This is a genomic window from Rhodothermales bacterium, from assembly GCA_034439735.1.
Lineage (GTDB): Bacteria > Bacteroidota > Rhodothermia > Rhodothermales > JAHQVL01 > JAWKNW01.
Genome location: JAWXAX010000233.1, coordinates 1 through 19,594, shown reverse-complemented (window position 1 = coordinate 19,594; position 19,594 = coordinate 1). Strand labels below are relative to the sequence as shown.

20 protein-coding genes, 1 pseudogene and 1 other annotated feature are annotated in these 19,594 nt (G+C 60.7%); of the genes and pseudogenes, 1 reads left to right on the top strand and 20 read right to left on the bottom strand.

Translation table 11 applies throughout. The annotated features are described in order from the left end of the window. Positions 1-145: 145 nt before the first annotated feature. The 8 genes from SH809_16980 to SH809_16945 form a co-directional block, all read right to left on the bottom strand. The gene (locus tag SH809_16980) at positions 146-1,717 is read right to left on the bottom strand and encodes an amidase (GenBank protein ID MDZ4701409.1); all 1,572 of its coding nucleotides are present in this window, start codon (positions 1,715-1,717) and stop codon (positions 146-148) included. 118 nt (positions 1,718-1,835) lie between these two features. Continuing rightward, entirely contained in the window at positions 1,836-3,311 is a 1,476-nt protein-coding gene (locus tag SH809_16975) for an SDR family oxidoreductase (GenBank protein MDZ4701408.1), read from the bottom strand. A 250-nt stretch (positions 3,312-3,561) separates the two neighbouring features. Next, entirely contained in the window at positions 3,562-3,786 is a 225-nt protein-coding gene (locus SH809_16970) for a hypothetical protein (protein MDZ4701407.1), read from the bottom strand. A 30-nt stretch (positions 3,787-3,816) separates the two neighbouring features. Continuing rightward, entirely contained in the window at positions 3,817-4,758 is a 942-nt protein-coding gene (locus tag SH809_16965) for a T9SS type A sorting domain-containing protein (GenBank protein MDZ4701406.1), read from the bottom strand. A 113-nt stretch (positions 4,759-4,871) separates the two neighbouring features. Continuing rightward, positions 4,872-5,039, bottom strand: coding sequence for a hypothetical protein (locus tag SH809_16960; GenBank protein MDZ4701405.1), 168 nt, complete (start codon positions 5,037-5,039; stop codon positions 4,872-4,874). A 2-nt stretch (positions 5,040-5,041) separates the two neighbouring features. Continuing rightward, a complete protein-coding gene (locus SH809_16955; protein ID MDZ4701404.1) occupies positions 5,042-5,236 on the bottom strand; it encodes a hypothetical protein in 195 nt (64 codons plus the stop codon). Between the two features lie 183 nt (positions 5,237-5,419). After that, on the bottom strand, positions 5,420-5,785 hold the full coding sequence (locus SH809_16950; GenBank protein ID MDZ4701403.1) for a YciI family protein: 366 nt from the start codon (positions 5,783-5,785) through the stop codon (positions 5,420-5,422). 106 nt (positions 5,786-5,891) lie between these two features. Continuing rightward, the gene (locus SH809_16945; protein ID MDZ4701402.1) at positions 5,892-7,160 is read right to left on the bottom strand and encodes an RNA polymerase sigma factor; all 1,269 of its coding nucleotides are present in this window, start codon (positions 7,158-7,160) and stop codon (positions 5,892-5,894) included. A 264-nt stretch (positions 7,161-7,424) separates the two neighbouring features. Between SH809_16945 and SH809_16940 the strand changes: the two genes are divergently transcribed. After that, a complete protein-coding gene (locus SH809_16940) occupies positions 7,425-7,670 on the top strand; it encodes a hypothetical protein (GenBank protein ID MDZ4701401.1) in 246 nt (81 codons plus the stop codon). Between the two features lie 126 nt (positions 7,671-7,796). Here SH809_16940 and SH809_16935 read toward each other — a convergent pair whose 3' ends face one another. From SH809_16935 to SH809_16880, 12 genes and pseudogenes are all read right to left on the bottom strand, one after another. Continuing rightward, positions 7,797-10,478, bottom strand: a complete 2,682-nt coding sequence (locus tag SH809_16935) for a DUF6797 domain-containing protein (GenBank protein ID MDZ4701400.1) — start codon at positions 10,476-10,478, stop codon at positions 7,797-7,799. Positions 10,479-10,557: 79 nt separating this feature from the next. Further along, positions 10,558-10,953 carry a hypothetical protein gene (locus tag SH809_16930; protein MDZ4701399.1) on the bottom strand — a complete coding sequence of 132 codons (396 nt, stop codon included), beginning with the start codon at positions 10,951-10,953 and terminating at the stop codon, positions 10,558-10,560. A 10-nt stretch (positions 10,954-10,963) separates the two neighbouring features. After that, entirely contained in the window at positions 10,964-11,308 is a 345-nt protein-coding gene (locus SH809_16925; GenBank protein MDZ4701398.1) for a hypothetical protein, read from the bottom strand. A gap of 88 nt (positions 11,309-11,396) precedes the next feature. Further along, the gene (locus SH809_16920; protein ID MDZ4701397.1) at positions 11,397-11,831 is read right to left on the bottom strand and encodes a hypothetical protein; all 435 of its coding nucleotides are present in this window, start codon (positions 11,829-11,831) and stop codon (positions 11,397-11,399) included. A 35-nt stretch (positions 11,832-11,866) separates the two neighbouring features. Then, entirely contained in the window at positions 11,867-12,364 is a 498-nt protein-coding gene (locus SH809_16915) for a TspO/MBR family protein (GenBank protein ID MDZ4701396.1), read from the bottom strand. Positions 12,365-12,636: 272 nt separating this feature from the next. Further along, a pseudogene (locus SH809_16910) lies at positions 12,637-13,942 on the bottom strand (IS3 family transposase). Beyond that, positions 13,512-13,646, bottom strand: a sequence feature (AL1L pseudoknot). It overlaps the preceding pseudogene by 135 nt. A gap of 216 nt (positions 13,943-14,158) precedes the next feature. Then, positions 14,159-15,931, bottom strand: coding sequence for a mechanosensitive ion channel (locus tag SH809_16905; GenBank protein ID MDZ4701395.1), 1,773 nt, complete (start codon positions 15,929-15,931; stop codon positions 14,159-14,161). Positions 15,932-16,052: 121 nt separating this feature from the next. Then, on the bottom strand, positions 16,053-16,541 hold the full coding sequence (locus SH809_16900) for a hypothetical protein (protein ID MDZ4701394.1): 489 nt from the start codon (positions 16,539-16,541) through the stop codon (positions 16,053-16,055). Between the two features lie 101 nt (positions 16,542-16,642). Continuing rightward, positions 16,643-16,780, bottom strand: a complete 138-nt coding sequence (locus SH809_16895; GenBank protein MDZ4701393.1) for a hypothetical protein — start codon at positions 16,778-16,780, stop codon at positions 16,643-16,645. Between the two features lie 119 nt (positions 16,781-16,899). Further along, the gene (locus SH809_16890; protein MDZ4701392.1) at positions 16,900-17,364 is read right to left on the bottom strand and encodes a VOC family protein; all 465 of its coding nucleotides are present in this window, start codon (positions 17,362-17,364) and stop codon (positions 16,900-16,902) included. Positions 17,365-17,787: 423 nt separating this feature from the next. Beyond that, entirely contained in the window at positions 17,788-17,994 is a 207-nt protein-coding gene (locus tag SH809_16885; GenBank protein ID MDZ4701391.1) for a hypothetical protein, read from the bottom strand. A gap of 615 nt (positions 17,995-18,609) precedes the next feature. Continuing rightward, positions 18,610-19,071, bottom strand: a complete 462-nt coding sequence (locus tag SH809_16880; GenBank protein MDZ4701390.1) for a VOC family protein — start codon at positions 19,069-19,071, stop codon at positions 18,610-18,612. Positions 19,072-19,594 lie beyond the last annotated feature (523 nt).

Genomic DNA, 19,594 nt, shown 5'->3' with positions numbered 1-19,594 from the left:
TGACGATGCCCTGGATTGTAGAAATCTCAACAGTTTGTGAACCCTTAACCTGAAACCACTCACGATAATCCGACAGGATTTACGTGAATGTACTTAGTAAAATGGTCTTTGGCTCATCCGCGTACGAACAGAATCCGTTTCGGCGCTACCTTTCCTCCAGCGTCGGCACAAACGCCGGCTTGACACGCACCGCCGCCGCCTGCTCAAACACATACGCCAGTTGGATCAGCGTGTCTTCGGACAGCGCCGGCCCGATAAACGCGATGTTTATGGGTAATCCCGAAATGTATCCGGCAGGCACGACTACGCTCGGATACCCGGTGATCGCCGCCAGGGAGGAACTGCTCAGACCAAAACGATCCCCGCTCACCCAGTCCGTCTTCCAGGCCGGCGCGTTCACCGGGGCGATGAGCGCCGTCAGCGCGTGCTCCGCGTACAACGAATCTGTCAGACTTCGCAGTCGAAAGGCGCTCGCTTCCAGGGCCGCCTGGTACGCCGGCTCGGTAAGATCGCCCATGGCTTCTGATGCCTCGAAAACCTCCTGACCAAACACCGGCATCACCGTTTCGGCGTTGGCGGCATTAAACGCGATCAGGTCGGCCAGCGACGCCATCCCGTTCGGAATCCCGTGGGTGCTCAGATACGCGGCCATCCCCGCTTTAAACTCGTACTTCAGCACCTCGTACGACGCGGCCCCGATGCCACCGGGGATGGCAAACGCGATGGAATCGACGACGGTGGCGCCGGCCTGCTCCAATAACCCGATGCTCGTCTGGAGGATGGCATCGGCTTCCGGAATCTCGCCGGCTCCGTAGTGTCCGCGCCACACGCCGATGCGCACGCCATCCAGGTCGAGCGCCTCCGGGTCCGGCGCAAAATCGACGGATTCGGGAAAGGCACGCGCCCCGCTATCGCGTTCATCGACACCAACAAGGGCCTGCAGCAGCAGAGCGGCGCCGGCCACGGTGGTCGCCATGGGGCCGGCCGTATCCTGGGTGTGGGAGATGGGGATGATGCCGTGCCGGCTGACGGTGCCTACGGTCGGCTTGATGCCCACGATCCCGCTGGCGCCGGCCGGGCACACGATCGACCCGTTGGTCTCGGTGCCAACGGCCAGCGGGGTGAGCCCGGCCGCTACCGCCACCGCCGAGCCGCTCGACGAGCCGCAGGCGTTGCGGTCGAGCACGTAGGGATTACGCGTCTGCCCGCCGAGGCTGCTCCAGCCGCTCGACGAGTTGTCGCCCCGGAAGTTGGCCCACTCGCTCAGATTCGCCTTGGCGATGATGACGGCGCCGGCATCGCGAAGCCGCGCGGCCAGAAAGGCGTCTTCAGTAGCCAGATGGCCGGCCAGGGCGATGGAGCCGGCCGTCGTCGCCATCGGATCGCCCGAGTCGATGTTGTCCTTGAGGACCACCGGCATGCCGTGGAGCGGGCCAACGGGGCCCGACTCGGCGAAGCGCCGGTCCAGCTCCCGCGCGATTGCCATCGCATCCGGGTTGGTGGAGATGATGGCGTTGAGCCTCGGGCCGGCGTCGTCGAGGGTGGCGATGCGGTCGAGGAAGTAGCGGGTGACGGCCTCGGCGGAGAGGCTTCCGTCGGCCAGTTGCTGTTGGAGCGCCGGCGCGGAGAGGTCTTCCAGGGGTTGATTGGGGATGGCGGGGGTCTGGTCGGGCGCCCAGCAGCCGGTCAACGCTACCATCGCCAATGCCACCAGCATCGGTCGGAGTTTCTGGTACTTCTCTTGTCTCAGGCGACGTTCGCAACACATGGTGGACTTCATTTTGGGGTTTCATTACGAAGCGGTTGATCCACACCGCATCAATGGACGGTGATCATCAGGGCCGATCGCGTTTTAGAATGACGGCGCGCCGTGAAATCTGGTGAATGAGTCCGCTGAAAATCAAGGCATGCAGCGGATATAATGCATACCAATACAGCCACCCCATCAGCCCCTTGGGCGCAAAATACGCCGTTTGCGAGAGCCGTGCCTGGTCCTCTCCATGGGCGTTGACCTGCAATTGCAGCCAGGCTTTTCCGGGTACTTTCATCTCAGCCCGCAATCTCAGCAGGTGTCCAGGTTCCACGGCCTCTACCCGCCAGAAATCGAGCGCATCTCCCACCCGCAAATCGTCAGGATCGCGTCGACCACGGCGCAGACCCACCCCACCAATCATCTGATCGACAAACCCACGTATGGCCCATGCCCAATTCATATAAAACCAGCCTCGCTTGCCCCCGAGCCCGATGAAGATCGTATACACATCCGCTGCCGGCGCCAGGACAACACATTGGCGCTGTTCCACAATCATACCTTCGCGAGTCGTCAGCGTTACGGGGGCCACATCGCCCTGGCTGGTGCTCAACGCATCGCTCCAGGCGGTTTCGATGTGGTTTACCTCGAGGCGCGCGATGGCCCTTTCTACCGTGGTGCGATAGCCCGCTGGCTGGATGTGGGGAAACAGTCGCAGGGCGCTGGGATCGTGCACGATGCTCTCATTCCGCAGGCCCTCGACGAGTGGGCGCGCGATGACCGCCGGGATGGGCGTAACCAGGTTCACCCAGTACGACGACAGGCGAGGCGTGAGAACCGGCACGGGTATCATCCAGCGCTTGAGGCCGCGAACCTCCGCATAGATCGTCATCATTTCGCCATAAGTGACGACATCCGCACCGCCGATCTCGATGACGCGACCACTACTGTCGGGCACGGCGAGCGCGGCGGCCAGATACTCCAGTACCTCACGAATGCCAATCGGTTGGGTGCGCGTGTAGACCCACTGGGGGCAAATCATCACCGGCACGCGCTCCGTCAGGTACCGAATCATCTCAAACGAGAGACTGCCGGAGCCAACAATGACGCCGGCACGGAATTCAGTGACCGGGACGCCGGCGCTACGCAGACAATCGCCCGTTTGCTGACGCGAACGCAAATGCTCCGACAGACCGGGCGCGGCCTCGGCCAATCCGCCGAGGAAGATGATGCGCTTGATGCCCCCGGCTCTGGCAGCCACGCCAAAATGGCTGGCAGCGGTAAGGTCGCGCTGGTGGAAATCAGAACCACCCGCCAGACTGTGAACCAGGTAATAGGCTGCGTATACACCCTGCATGGCTGGAGCGAGACTTTCCGGCTGGAGCACGTCCCCCGCCACGATCTCGACATCATGCTGCCAGAGACGCCCCTGGAGGCGTACAGGATCACGCACCAGGCACCGGACGCGATACCCCATCTCGAGCAGGCGAGGAACAAGCCGTCCGCCAATATAGCCGGTGGCGCCCGTGACCAGTATGAGGGGTCGGTTCGTGTCTTCCATTCCTATTGCCATCTCCTATTTATCGGTTAGGCCGTCCTGGCGAACACGCCAGAGGGGGTCATCGCGTGAGCATCGGGGTTTGCGCGTGGGGATGCCTGCTTGTAGCCAGTCTCTTCCCAGCCATGGTCGTCCCCGAGGAGCAGGATGATGTTGGGGGGCTTGATGGAGGCTGGCAGCCGGCGTGGGCGACCAGCAGAAGAAATGGGAAAATGTAAAAGCACGCGTCTGTCAACTGCAAGAGGGATCTTCATCACCGTAATGCCGGCTTATCAGGATCTAATCCCTGGCGAAGCAACGCTACATCAATCACATCTTGCGGGCGACCGAGTGCTTGTTTGGAGGTGATCAGATCTTGAAGGGAGATAAAAAATGTAGGCATCTCTTCAAAATCGACAGGTACGCGCCGCTCCCTTGCATCCGCGAATTGCACGCCCGTCAAGGACATCAGAATATCACGACCAATGCCTCGTTTCAAGTTGTGAATTAACCCACTACATAGCCCTCGTCACTTCGTGTGGATCATCTGCCGGCCTACGATCCCTGACGGGGTCACCATACGATAGAGGTAGATCCCGCTCCGCAACCCCGAAAGATCGATCTGCACGGCGGTGGTACCGGGATTCGCCCATTGGTCGTAAGGGACCTGCACGATCTGACCCAGCACGTTAACTACCTCGACCCGCACCGGCGTGTTATTGGGCACGCTGAAGGTCAGCGTCGTGAGGCCCTGGAAGGGTTCCGGATAATTCTCAAACAGGATCGGTGCGGCAGTCGACGCCCCATCGCGGCCCGGCGTCTCGATCGCCACGTTGGAGACGTCCATTCGACCGTACTGGAGGTGATCGATCTCGATTCCCCCGCCGTTGCTCGAAATTTTGATCGCGGAAATCCCGGCCGGCTCGATCACCCCGTAAAATCGGTCTTCGGCCGTGGCGCCATCAAAGCCACAGCAGGAATGTTGGCCGACCACCGTCCCCAGCGATGTGCCGGCCGCATCGAACGCTTCGAATATGATGTCCCCGGCGCCATCGGTCCAGACGAGGCCCGCATGGGTGGGCAGCGCGAGGAGCAGCGTCGGGTCAAAGGTCCAGGTAATCCCAGTCGCCCCTCCGATATAAAACCAGTTTTCCCCATCCAGTCCGCTTCCATCCACGACACCGTCGTCGGCATCCACGGAATCATGCAGGCCCGGTCCGAAAATCACACTCACCACACCGCCGTTATCCGCCGTGACACCCGGCACGTCAAATCCATCCTCGAAATCCTCCAGGTGGAAGTACCCGGTCGAAAAATCGATCTCGAAAAAGGGGCTGTCGGACGCCTGGTTGTATTCACCGTCGGCGCCGGAGCCGCCCGTCGGCCCCATGAGCTGCGCGTAGGCAGCGGGCCGGTTCGCTACCATAACCGGTAAGAGGAGGAGGATACAACGTACCGTAACGTTTTTCATGGCGGTCGATTGGTCTGAGTGACACAGAAACGGAGGACCTGGCTGGCGAGATGCCAAAGATCCATATTACTAATTGTCGCTGCAATCCAATCCCGCCCGGGAAAACGGGCGCCTCACCGAAGCCGCCAACGCCACTCGATCACGCCCAATACCCCGACAAACACCGCCTCGCCGGCGAGGTGCGCGAATCCAAACGGTGTGGCCGAGCCGGCAAACGCCACGGCGAGTCCAAGACACACGGGCGCCCACGCCATGTTGGCGACCGCCAGCACTTTGATCAACCCTACCGACCGATTGGGTCGGACGGCGAGTGAAACGAAAATGCGGCATAGGCCAGGTTCGCCGCTGCGGTGAAGAGCAGGACGCCCTCCGGCAATCCCTCGAGCCGGCTGAGCCATCCACTCAAGATCAGCACAAGCACCCCCACGAGCGCACCGCCGGTGCCATCAATCCAAAGTAGCCTGGAAAGGAAACGCATGTAGTTGTGTGAGCGGTGGCCTCGACTTTGTTCGTTGATCGACTACCTACCTCGCGTTGTGCACTCGGTAGTAGCCCCACGGAGTCCGGCCAACCGAGGGCGTCCTTTTTTGACGTGTGGAGCCAGGCATCCGGACTGCTCCATGTCTCGTTGCAGAGTTTTGTTGCAGACACGGCGGCCGGCTTACTGCGTGGCTCCTTTCGGATCCGGGTGAAATTGAATCTCACGGACCTCGACCACGGCATTCCAGACCATCCCTTTGCGGGCCCACGCCAACGCCTCATCGAGATTCGCGGCTTCGAGAATCAAGAGACCGCCGATGTGCTCCTTGGTCTCGATGTACGGCCCGTCGGTGACGGAAATCTTGCCGTTGGGCTGCGGCCTCAGCGTCTTCGCCTCGCTGGCGGGGGAGAGGCCGCAGGCGAATTTCCTGGCGCCGGCGGCGATGAGTTCGCGGTTGACGGCGTAGATCGCCTCGACAATCTCTTCGGAGATGACGGACGGGTCGAAGTCGTCGGGAAGATAGCTGGCAACGAGATACTGTGGCATGACGGCGCGTGTTTTTGTGCTTGTTTTCAGAAATACAGAGACGTACGTGATCGCTCTGCTATATCTAGTCGTCCAGCGGATCCGAATTCGACAGCGACTCCACCATTTATTTTAGCTGCCGGATCCGCTCTATCAGAAATTGTCGCTCGGGTTCCTGTGGCGTCAATGCGAGCGCTCGTTCGTAGGAGTACATCGCCTCATCGGTTCTGCCCAGCCGCCGGCACATATCAGCCCTCGCCGCATGGGCAAGGGGGTACTCCGCCAGTCCACCCCGCTCCAACAACGCGTCGATAGGCGCGAGGCCGGCCTCGGGACCCTCGCACATGGCGAGGGCCACGGCGCGGTTGAGCTCGACAACGGGGGAGGGATGCATTCCCAGCAACCGGTTATAGAGTCGCGTAATCTCGCGCCAGTCGGTGGATGCCGTGGAGGAACTGCCGGCGTGAACAGCCGCAATGGCCGCTTGCAGCGTATAGGCCCCGAAGCGGCGGGATTGAAGGGCCTTTTCGGTGAGCAGGACACCTTCAGCGATCTGCTCGCGGTTCCATAACGACCGATCCTGCTGCTCCAGCAGAATGAGGTCTCCCCCGGGAGAGGTTCTGGCGGCACGGCGCGACTCCTGTAGCAGCATCAGCCCCAGCAGCCCGAACACTTCGGGCTCATCAATGGTATGCAGCTGGAGCAGGTCGAGCAGCAGCCGGCCCAGACGGATGGCTTCAAGGCTTAATTCAACTCGCGTCGTCTCCGCGGAATACCCTTCGTTGAAAATCAGATACACGGCCTGAAGGACCGCTCCCAACCGGACGGGTAATTCCCGCGGCGAGGGCACGAGGTAGGGAATCGACCTTTCGCGAATGACAGCCTTGGCGCGCACGATGCGTTGGGCCAGCGTCGCCGGCGGGACAAGAAAGGCCCGTGCGATCTCCTGTGTGGTCAAGCCGCAGACTTCGCGCAGGGTAAGCGCTACCTGTCCTTCCGGAGGCAACGCAGGGTGGCAACAGGTGAAGAGGAGTCGGAGTCGATCATCTTCGATCTCCTCGTCCTCCCTCGCATCGTGATCGGAAGCGGCATCTTCGGGCCATGCCGCGCTGAGCAGTAGGTCTGCGCCGAGAGCGAAGACGTCGTGTGTTTTGTCGAAGCGCGCGCGCCGGCGCATCTGATCGATCGCCTTGAATCGCGCCGTCGAAATCAGCCAGGGCCGCGGCTTCGCCGGAACCCCCGTCCGGGACCAGGACTCCAGCGCCGCGGCGAATGCCTCGTGCATGGCCTCCTCGGCCAGGTCGAGGTCGCCCAGGAGGCGCACCAGGGTTGCCAGCACCCGTCCCGATTCCGCCCGGTAAAGCGCTTCAATGGTCCGGCTGAGTTGTTCGGGCATAGACTATCTGGCAAACGCGTTGCGCTGACTCATGTCGAGCGGGGACAACCAACTATCAGCAACGGGCTATCGACCATCATCCGCCCCGTGAGGAGGCTGCCGCGGGTAGGCGAGAGCGGCCAGTGGAAGGAAAGCGTGTAGCATGCCGGCTCACAGGGTTGCCGCTGTCATTACACTCGATCTTCTGGCTTACTGTAAGGGCTCGATCTTATCAAGCGGTTCGTTCGCGTTTGCCTTCTCCCCATCTCACTTCAATGCCTCCTGATGGGGCGCAGCCCATTCGACGACCATACCCATATTCCGAGGGGGCCGTATTCCTTCAATCAAACGAAGGGCCTGGATACTGAAGACGACCCGGGCATCTCCATATTGGACATGAAAGTAGGGCGGGTTGTGTTCTCCAAAATACATCCGGATGATGATTCCAAAAAGCAACTTATTTCAGGCATCTACCTGCATTTCCTTGATAGTTGGGAAGAGGACGAGCAGGCCGGCCGGCGTCGAGCGTAATCCTACCACGTACGCGACGCCGAGCGCCAGCCCGATCGTGTGAGGATAGCGTATATCAAACCGATAGATAAAAGGAGCGAGCTATTCATGATGCCGGAGGGATGTCGCGGACCGTGATCGGGGGTATCAGAACGCTGGCGAGTCGCCCTCCAGCGCATAGACCGTACCTTGCACCACCCCGTCGAACGCGGCGCCACCCGCGGCCTTCAGGTCGTAGGCGATCTCCACGATCCACGTCGGCGCCAGGTCGGGTATTTGAATCAACGCGGTGCGGCCGTCGGCCGACAGCGTGACGCCGTCGACGCGCAGTTCCTGCGTGTTCAGGCGCTCGGAGCCGTAGGTACGGGCGCGTTTGAGGTCCCACACGGTGACAGTAAAGGCCTCCGGGCCGGCGGCGGCCTTTTCCAGGGGCTCTGCGAAGGTGAGCTCGATGCCCGACGTCCGGGCCTTCATCGCGGTGGGCAGATGCAAGGGCTGCCCCGTGTAGCGAATCCGGTAGAGGCCGCCCACCTGAATCATCTGGTTGGTCGCCCAGGCCGACATGCCGAGCGCATACAGCTGCCCGTCCCGCGGGTTGAACCGGCCGCGGATGATGCCCGTGGGGAACTGCGGCACCGGCAGCTCGACGAAGGCGCCCTGTCGGATGTTGTCGAACGTCTGCGTCATCACGACGAAGATCTTGCCGTAGCCGTACGAGAGGCTGAGCAGGCTTCCTTCGAGCGGCCCCCAGCGGTCGCTTTCGGCCCAGAGCAGCTCCGCCGGCGAGCGGTCGTATTTCGAGTCGATCCACAGCAGCGGGGGGATCATCGCCTCGTCGGACGAATCCGCCGGTGCGCCATAGCCAAACATATTGCCGTAAAAGCCACCCTCCTCCACCCAGTTGATCCGGTTCATCGGATTCCAATGGCCCTCCTGGTCGGTGACGATAAACGAGCCGTCCGGGTTGAGGAGCACGCCGTTGGCCGCGCGGAATCCCCGGGCGATGATCTCGGACGTGCGGCCGTCAGCGCTGACGCGGATGAGGGTGCCGTGCTGAGGGACCAGGGAGGTACGTGCGTGGCGGGCACTTTTGGCGTAGTAGAAGTTGCCGGCGGCGTCGGTCTGGAGCCCCATCGCAAACTCGTGGAAATGCTCCGTCACCTGATGGTCGCTGTTGAAGCTCTCGTAGAAGTCGGTTTCGCCGTCGCCATTCAAATCGCGCAACACCGCGATCTGGTCCCGGCATCCCACATAGATCGCCCCGTCGTGATACTTCACGCCGAGTGGCTGGAAGAGCCCCGTCGCGATGCGGCGCCACTGGATGGTGCCCTCATCCCGCGTAATGCCTTCCAGGCGCCACACCTCCCCGTCGATGGTGGTCACGACGGCCTCGTCGCCACCCGGGAGGAAGTCGATGCCCGTGGGGCGCATACGGCTTTTCCAGGGGTTGTCCTGCGGGAGGGTGAGCACGTCCACGGCGTACGCGTGTGTGTCGTCGCCCGGGATGATGGGCGAGGAGAGCACTTCGGTGTAATGCGCCGGCCCGCCCTGTGTGTAGCGAGTCAGGTCATCGGGCGGATCGCCGGCACGCGCCGCCGCGGCGACATCCACGCCGCTGGCGGCCATCCAGATCTTGACGTTGACCGGTGTGCCAACCGGCACCTTCAGCACGTGGAAGCCCTGCTCGACGGCCGTGGACGCCCCCGCGACATGGACCGCCGCCTCCGCCGGCGCTATCCGCATGGTCAGCGGTGAGGACGCCGCGCCGATGTTCAGCGTCCGGCTCACGATGGGCGCCACGCCATCCTGCTCCAGGTCGTACGACTCCAGCACCTGCGTATCTCTCACCGAGTAGGCGATGACCACGCGGCTGCCGTGACGGTACAATCCTTTGTAGTGCGCCCAGTCGCGGGGGAGCGGACCGAACGGCCGGCCGTCGACGGCCACGAACCGGGGGTCGGCGAAGCCGCCGGTGGCCGGGTTGGCCCATCCCGGGGTGATGGGGTTTTCAAATTGGATGGTGCCGACCGTGCGCGGGAAGATGTTGTGCCGGTCGTTGAGGAGGATGCCCTCGTAGTCGATGAACCCCTCGCCGGTCCAGAACCCGGTGAGGCGCATCAGGTCGTGATCGAACAGGACAAAGGCCTTGCCGGCGGCCACGCCGCCCTCGCCCTCATCGAGGCGGATGGCGATGCCCTTGTAGGCGAAGTTGACGTCGCGGAAGTCCTCGTTGGGCAGGGGGCTGCGTCCGCCCGAGATACCGCGCGGCGGGTCGTCCGAATTGGCGAGTTCGTAGGTGTGGATGAGGAAGTCGCCATAGTCCATCTCGGCCCAGGGCTGGTAGGGCTGCGGATCGGGCCCGAGGGTGTCGCCGGCGGGGAGGCCGGCGAGGTAGGCGTCGGTGATCGGGACGTACTGGTCTGGATTATGCTCCTTGAGAAACTCCTCGCGGATGAAGTGGATGACCTCGTACTTCTCGCGTGGAGTGAGGCGCATCTGCGGCGGCATGAGCCCATAGCCGCGGGTGAGGGTCTGGTAGATGGCGTGGGGATCGGCGCCGTTCTTGAAAGCCTCCTGCCAGAACTGGCGGGAGTTGGGGATGGAGCCCGGTTGTTCGGTGTCGCCGTGGCAGCTGTAGCAGGCGTTTCGGTAGGTGACCATCCCCTTGTGGTAGAACTCCTCGCTCCAGTCGGCCATGAGGCCGGCGTGGTCGAGGGTGCGCTCGTAGTCGGGCAGAGAGGCTTCGTCGAGGAGGTAGGTGGCGGGGGGAGAGGCCGGCTGGCACGCCGCGGCAAGGAGGGCGAGGAGGAGAAGGAGGCGAGGGTTCATGACCGGCTAAGGGCTGGTGGGGGCTGATAGATACGGTCTGCCGGCGTGACGTGCAAAGTGGGATGACGGGCAGGCTATCTCATTTCAGCCGCTCAAGCTTTCCCTTACGCTTAACGATATGCTTGTAATCCCACTGGATCTCCCGCGCTTTCCCGAGCCACCGCCGTACATCGCCGGCCGCGACTTCGGAGGCGTCGTTGTAAAACACGGAGGCATCCTTAAACTTTTTGCCCACCACGTCGAGGCCGGGTTCATCAAAATCCGCCCCGCTCCAGAACATGAGCCGGATCCCTGCCTTTGGTTTGCTGTAGCCGACGATCGGGTTTCCGTTGCATCGCTTCGTCCGGCGTGATGGCGCGATGGTCGCAGCATCCGTCCAGAGTGATGTTGATGGAATAGAGACGGGGTCGCATTTCGTAAGTGTATTGATGATTCCTCGTGGCCAAACGGCACTTGACTCTACCGCGACGAGCATGAAATGAACATCAAGCAGCGGCCTGAACCGACACCCATACGGTGTAAACGATACCTGCAAGATAGAGCCCACCAAAGATGGTCTTGTTGTGTCGAGCCAACCATCGCGGCAAATAAATATCGAAGTTTTCCTGGCGTTCGGCCGTATAGCGGCCGGCGACATCGGTTAGCGGGCACGTCATGCGGTTGGCCACCAGCACAACGACTTCCAGGAACACGAATCCAATGAGGCTCCACGCGACCGGGAGGTTACCGAGGAACGCCACGACAGGGACGGCCAATATGGAACCCGCGAAGACGGCCCACACCAACGTATGGATCACCTTGATGGCGCGCAGTTTCGCTTCTGTATCCATCGAAAGCTGATGCCAATTCTTAAAACGCTTCGGATGATCGATCGCCGCCGCAGCAGTATTCGGACAACGTGACGGATTGGCCGCCTCTTCAACGCAACGCCGCGTAGAAGATGAAGCCGCCGGCTACCAAAGACGAGGCCGCTACAAGGGTAAGTCTTTGGACAGCATAAGGAACCGCTCTCCGGGCAAACGCTTGGTGCCATTGCCATGGAACAAGCATGAGTCCGGCCGTGGTAACGAGGAGGATCCAGCCGAAAACGGCGAAGTAATCGGAGAATACCATATAGGGCGCACGAAACACGAAGGCGGCGCCGGCAATAATCCGGATCCCCAACTCCACGTAGTGGGCCAACGCTGATCCCGCGAAGCCCAGGAGATAGGTTGACGCACGGGCCGGCCGTGCGAATGAAACAACGGCAAGCGACACCAGATAGAGGGCGGATAGCAAAACGATCGCGAGAGCGAGTGTGTCGATGATTCCATGCATCATAAGGGTCGTTTCCGCGGCGTTGATTGTCGCCATTCCCGAGCGTTCCAGGTGGCCGGCGTGTGGAATCCCTACCCTAATAGCGCTGGATTAAGACGCCACAGCGCATAATTCAGGGCGGTCGCGAAGGTAACCCAGGCAAAATAGGGCGCCAACAAAAGCGCCGCGATGCGGTCCAACCGCCAGAATGCGCCGATGGTGGCGGCGATGAGTAACCAGAGCACAATGATCTCCGCGAGCGCGAGGGGCCCTTGCCGCCACGCGAAGAAGAGCCAGGTCCACAACGCGTTTGCGCACAGCTGCGCGACAAACAACGTAAGCGCGGTGGCCGCCCCGCGGAAACCGTGTTTCCGCCAGATCAGCCAGGCGGCGGTACCCATGAGAATGTAGAGGATGGTCCACACCGGACCAAACAGCCACGCGGGTGGCGCCCAGGGGGGTTGAATGATCTCGTTGTAAAACACAGCCGCCCGCACGGACGCGAGGCCTCCGATGGCGGCTGTGACGAAACTGCCGGCCAGCCAGCCGGCAAGGCCCAACGCCTGCGCCCGTAAGGATGTGTGCTTCATAGGTATAACTTCGGTCTTCTATCTATGGCTCACCCCCGTGGGCGAGACGATGGCTAAACGGTGCAACATTGATTGTGATCAGCGCTCACCAGTGCTTCGTTGATGTACGCTTCCGCAAACTTTTCGAGCTTGTTGTCAACCGCGTACTCTGGGTCTCGCCGGCGATGGTTTGTTATATGCCGTACGCTACAGGCGTTCCTCAGTCGTCATCGCTATTATCGCCGAGCATGTCCTGAACATACTGAACCGCCCCGAGTTTTTCGGAGACTAGGTTAGTTGAGTACCGCTTCGAGATGCTGATTCTCCTGGCGGCGGTGATACTTATTCTCGTATTCAACTGGGGGAAGATAACCGAGTGGCTCGAGAAGTCGATGATGGTTGAACCACCATACCCATTCAAGCGTGGCGAACTCGACGTCTTCGAGGCCGCGCCACGGCCCCTTCCGGCGGATCGTTTCCGTCTTGTACAGGCCGATCACGGATTCAGCCAGCGCATTGTTTGCCGAAGTACTTCGGCAAGTGAGTCGCCCCGGCTGCCTACCGAGGGCTCTATGCCGGCCTCGGACAACCGCTCGGTGTACCGGATCGACAAATATTGGACGCCACGGTCGCTGTGATGAATCAATCGATCGCGTTCCGCGTCGTCCCGCTCGTAGATCGCCTGCTCGAGGGCATCAAGGACGAGATCGCTTTTCAGCGAACTCGACACACGCCAACCTACGATCCGTCGGGAGAAGACATCGATCACAAAGGCCACATAGACGAAGCCGCGCCAGGTGGCCACGTACATGAAATCCGAAACCCATATTCGGCGATGTTCCATCGCCAAGTTGGGGCGCACGGCCGTGAAGTTGCGCTGGACGAGATCCTGCGGCCGATCCGCCACGTCCGCCGGCACGGTCGTTTTCACCCGGCGGCCTCGCACGGCGCCACAAAGGCCTAGCGTACGCATCAGCCGCTCTACGGTACAGCGGGCCACGACGACCCCTTCTCGATCTAACTGACGCCATACCTTCTGCGCACCGTAGACCTGGAAGTTGGTATCCCAGACGCGCTGGATCTCGCCACGGAGCCTCTCGTCGCGCTGCGCCCGGACGGAACGACGCGCCGGATCCGCCTGGCGAACCTTATGGGCATGGTAGGTCGACGGAGCGATCGGCAAGACCGCGCAGATCGGCTCGACTCCGTACAGGGCTCTATGGTCGTCGATGAACCTAACCATTAGGCGATCGTCGATCGCCGTCTCTGTCGGCGGTCGAGCTCCGCCAATGCGAAATAGGCTGACGCCTTGCGCAGAATCTCGTTAGCTCTACGAATCTCGTTAGCTCTACGAAGCTCGCGGTTCTCGCGTTCGAGCTCTTTCAGCCGAGAGCGGTCGTCCGTCGTCGGACCCGGCCTACGGCCTTCGTCCCGTTCCTGGCTCCGTACCCATTGACGGAGCGTCTCGGGTGTACAGCCAATCTTCTGGGCAACGGATGCTATCGTCGCCCACTGGGAGGGATGATCATGCTGGTGGTCGAACACCATGCGTACGGCCCGCTCGCGGACCTCGGGGGAGTACCTTGTGCGCTTGTCCATGACTCCAAGTTCTCAAATGTTGGAGTCTCCGGCAAATCCGGGGCGGTTCAATGAGCGGTTTGATCCATAAGCGCTCACGAAGACGTTTGATGACGAAACTCAGTCGATCCCACATATTCGGATATCCTGGCACATGAGCCGTTGCGTCGTTGAAAAGCAGACTCCAGCGATTCCCATACAGATTCCACACCCTCTGTGATCGTCTCTCAATCGCGTTCACGTGGGATCCGGAAACGACGTCGGCGTTAAGAGATTCTCCCCGGGAGTCCAGGATTTACGTGCCTGTTCTTTGATTTCCCCGGCATCGCTTTGCAGGCTTGCCTCCCCACTGGTCGCCACGGTTTTGGGCTCGACAGGTGGCTTCGCCCGGGTTGGGGCGGCTGGCTCGGTAGACCCTGCGCTTTCTATGATGTGTACAGGTACACCCTGAGGGAAGATGAGTTCGCGGGCTTCGTCCGGCAGCGAGATTCCGGCTTCCTGAAAGGCCCGCTTGACGAGCCGGATGACAGACGATTTCACTTTTAACCAGCTGTGTTGACCTCCATCGAGCCAGAAATAAACACGCAGGTTCACCGTGGACGATCCCAGGTTTTCCACGAGCACCAGCGGCTCGGGCTCATCCAAAACGGCCGGATGTTCAGCGAGCACCTTCAAGGCGACTTCCTGCGCATGAGGGATGGAGTCGTCGTAGCCGATCCCCACGACGAAATCTTCCCGGCGATTGGGGTTGCTAGTGAAGTTGCGGATCGTGCTTTTGAAGATGGTCGAATTGGGTACCTGCACCTGATTGCCATCAAGTGTCATCAGAACAGTCGTGCGGGAGGTCAGTCGCTGCACGTAACCCGTCACGCCGGCTACTTCCACCAGATCGCCCTCACGAAACGGCTGCTGCAAGCTTAGAAAGAGACTGGCGAGGAAATTTTCGGTGATGTCGCGGAAGGCGATGCCCAGCACCAGGCCCAGCAGGCCGGTGCCGCCCACCACCGTAAGCGCGAGTTGGGTGAGTCCGGCGATGCGGAGCACAAGGTAGAGACCCGCAAGCATGACAAGGATACCGCCGGCGCGGGCCAGTACTTCGCGTAATAGACGGGTGAGGGATCGATCGAGGAGCCAACGACGCAGTACACGCACAGTAAACCTGGCGAGGAACCACGAAATGGCGATGACGACCAATGCCACCACGATCAGGGGCAGCAACCGAACGAATCGTCGCGCTAAATCGTCCATGACCTGAAAGGTGGGGTCGAAATCCCAAATCCTGCTGGGGGTCATTTCGATTTGATTAACGACGGCAACCACGCCTACCGTATTCCTCGCCAGATTTCCGGCCCACTGCCTGTATTCGTCGGTGTCCGTCGTTCCTTTCAGGAAAACGATTCCTTGCTCGACAGTGACTTCGGGCTCGCCGAACCATCCTGTCGTTGTGAGAATATCCGCGATGCGTTGCCTGATCTCGTCATCGCCGGCGACGGGTTGGAGTTCAACCCTACCCGGGGGTTCGGGTATGCCATCCAACGCTTGCGCCGGCGCCGGGTTAAGCTCGCTACTATCCACCTGTTGGGCAGCCGCGGGGGTAAACGCAAAGACAGCGCCGTACAGGAACGTAGCGCAGATGAGTCGGACCGCTCGAGCCGTGAACAGCTTCCGACGTTGAGGCGTGCCTCGATGATCGATAGGTCGATCTGATACGTACTCCATTAGCGCTTGCCCATGCTTCCAGGGGGTTGATATCGAGGGCGCGACGGACCACGTGTTCGTGTGAGCGCCGACGCCATGCGCGGAGCGCCCGGTTACAATGTAACGGCGACCCATGCATGACACAATACCCGGATAGAGCCGGCTATCCTTGCATCGCTGCCGGGAGGCGATGCGGTGGCGGAGGATTTGCGGATCGAGGCGCGCGATTTCGTCCTCGCGGCACAGGGTGACATGGGCGGCGATCAGGCCGGCCTGGACGGGGTCGAGCCGCCGGCGATGGGCCTCGAGCAACGCGCCGGGCGCCGGCGGGACGAAGAGGGTAAGCTGGGTTCGGGTGCATGGGCTCTCACAGCACGACCACGAAACGGCGCCACACCCCTGTTCCGAAGTCGGATTCGGTTTTGGCGCCCGGTTAAACCGTATACTCGGTCGCCTCGATGTGTTCGACTTTTACACCTGGGAAGGCATCAAACACAGCGCGATGCGCCTTGTATGACCAGGCATCGTCTCGCTCGTAGTAACCTGCTACCCATGCCTGTAAAGCCGACAACATGGCGTTTTGTTCATCAAGGGAGGCGTACTTGTGAGGCTCCCAGGGGCGTCGGAGGTTGTTGGCCAGGCAGGCCTCGACGCCAGGATTGAGGAAGATAAGTTCCGTGCAGTGCGCCGACGCGGATTGGACCAACTCCCCATAACAGCCCTCAATGACCCAGGTGGCGTTGCGGGAAATAAACTCGGCCAGCGAGGCCGCGATATCCTCCTCGGGCCGCTGCACGGCGATCTGCTCGGGCTCCCAGACGATAGAATCCAGGTCGAGATGCGGCAGCCCGTGTCGTGCTGAAATAGCGCGTGCGTAGGTGCTCTTACCTGAACCGGAATTGCCGAAAATGAGTAGTCGCATGGGATCGAATGGCCCGTGTGTACTTGGCGCGAGTGCACGATGGTTTTCGTTTTAGGGTAACGTGGAAGAAGCGCCATCCTCAAAATGCAGCTTCACGCCCCCTACGGTGTGTATATCTCCGCAACCAACCGATTGTGCGCCGGAAACCCCTGGGCGGTGACGGTGATCCAGTCGCAGCCGGCGTGGTAATCACCGTGCCGCGGGAATTTCAGTTTCCAGAGGGTGGCGTAGAGGCTCATCTTCTTATTCCAGGGGGAGCATAACAGACGGAACCGACCGACGCGGGCGGCCCTTGGCGTCCGAATTGGCAACTGACGCGGCCCGCCCGCGTTCGGTCCAGCGATTTTGTTGGGCGTTCTTAACCTTTCGGCTTCACTATCGTTGACCATCGCTTCGTTCGCTCCTCGGCAGACGTCTCTTCGACCCGCGTCGCGATCGTCCATACGTGACCGGACGGATCCATGATACGGCATGTGCGATCACCCCAAAACTGGTCCTGTAATGGCAGCAGAACCCTCGCGCCCGCTCCTACCGCTCGCTCGAGGGTGGAGTCGACGTCCTCCACGTAGACGAAAATCACCACCGGAGAAGATCCATCGAGCTGTGGAGCACGGCTCGCCAGACTCGGCCATTCCGCTTCGATCATCACATGGGTTCCACTGATCGACAGCAGTGCGTGCGCAACTCGTCCATCGGGTCCAGGTCGCACGTTCAACTCAGACGCTCCGAACGTCACCTTGCAGAATTCAACCTCGGCGGCCGCGTCGCGGCACACGAGCATCGTCATCACCCATGAAATCCCAGCCGGAAGAGATGTTTTCATGCTCAAACGTGCGTGCTTCGTCCAACGGCTGAGCTGCGCCGCGAAGGGCGAAACAGCCTCTCTCATAGCGCAAGGTACGCAGCGGATACCTGAGGCACAACCGCCCTTCGCCGGCCAAAACGATGTGTTACACAAAGGTCCCGCCGGGTGACCTCAACCCTTTTGGCCGGCAACCAGCCTCAAGGCGACCGGCCGCCCTGTCGTTGAGACCAACCCGTCCGATCCGAAGCCGGGTGTTGGAGAACCGATAGGCGCCGGCACCCCCTGGGCGGTGACGGTGATCCCGTCGCAGCCGGCGTGGTAGTCGCCGTGTCTAGGGAATTTCAGCTTTCAGAGGGGGGCGTAGAGGCTCATCGTCTGTCCAGTAGCCGGATGTTGCGTTTGAATTCCAGCGTGAACGCTACATCGACCTGCCGGGGGGTCTCACTCGACATCGAGATCCTTCCACAGCTTGGATACAGGACGGGTCTGAGCACTCAACGCCTCGTTCCATCCCTGCCGGAAGCTATCCTGCGCGGTAGGAAAGGTGACCCCTTCGCGAAAGGCACGAACCAGCTTGAGAAAAGCCGGCAAGAACTCGGGAGGAATCTGCTCCAGCTCTAAGAGCACCTCGCTTCGGTATTCAGGCATGGCCATGTCCATCTATCCTACTCCATTCGTGTTGATGTACCTGAGACGCATCAAGAGAAACCTTGAGAAACTGTTGGAATTTAGCAAACGCTCCCTCTTCGTCTTCCCCAACTCGATTGGGGATCCATACCATTCTTCCAGAATTGCTTGGATTACTTCGTAAGTCGCTTCGCTCGTTTCCCGCTTTACTTCGTTAGTCGCTTCGCTCGTTTCGCGAGGAAGACGATCTCAGAAATTCACTGCTATCAGGCACAGAACTGCCGCTCGAAAAGCAGAGAATAGAAAATCTCAACGGTTTCTGATTCGGCCCAGTGCCGCGAGGGACGACACGGCCTATTTTATGGCGCAAGGTACACAGCATATGCCCAGGGCACAAACCGCCATCGCCGGCATAAACGCGGGGCTTTTTGGAAGTCTCGCCGGGTGAACTCTACCGGCTGGTGACCAGTCCCGGGTAACCGATCCGAGGCCGGGTGTTGGTGAGCCAATAGGCGCCCCTGGACGGTGATCCAGGCGCAGCCAGCGTGGTCGTCGCCGTGCCGAGGGAATTTGAGTTTCCAGAGGGTGGCGTGGGGGCTTATCGTCTTTTTACATCCGACGATCGACAGAACACGCCTACGCCTCCTTATACGCTCTCTCGAGCTCCGCCACGTCGAGCTTCACCATCGTCATCATAGCTTCCATCACCGCCTTCACCTTATTGGAGTCCCGATCACCGATCAGCTCGGTGAATCGTCTCGGGACAATTTGCCAGGAGAGGCCGAAGGGGTCTTTGATCCAACCGCATGCCGTCGGCGTCGCGCCGGCCTGCACGAGCTTGTCCCAGTACGCATCCACTTCCGCCTGATCCGCGCAGTCCACGTAAAACGAGACCCCCTCGGAGAAGCTGAAATACGAACCTCCGTTGTAGCCCATGAAGTGTTGACCCCCAACGACGAACTCGGCCGAGCTGATGGGGCCGTCCTTGCCCGTGCGGGCGACGTGGCGTACCTCGGAGTTCGGAAACGTCGCGGTGTAAAACGCGATCGCCGCTTCGAGCTGGTCGTTGAACATGAGGAACGGGGTCACTTTGTTCATGGGAGTGTCTGGTTTGTGAGGGCGAGGCTCTTCTTTACACAACAACAAAGCCGCTGACCAGCGGCCAAGGCAAGGGCGTCGGGTTCCGGATCCCCAACCGCGGAACCCGAACCATCATCCGCGCTCCGAACTACGAAGCCGTTCCGACTCGGATGCTCAAGTAGCCTGGCACCCTCCCTCAACAGCACGTCGCGCGTCTCTACCCATCGGGGCAGATCTGGCAGACGTGAGAGGTAACGTTGTCTTGTTTCATCCATACGCTACGTCTCCGCACGTTGGTGCCGGTGGCGCCAGCCGCTTGCTGTTAGTGTGTCTTCTTTGATGGGTTGAGAAACTTTTGAGATTTAGCAAACGCCCCCAGTTCGTCTTCCCCAACTCGATTGGGGATCCATACCATTCTTCCAGAATTGCTTGGATTACTTCGTAACTGACGTTACGCGCACACAGCGCGCATGTCATCCTGAACGCAGTGAAGGACCTTTCTAAGACGCGTCGATGGCGTTTTTTAACGCAGAATCGCGTT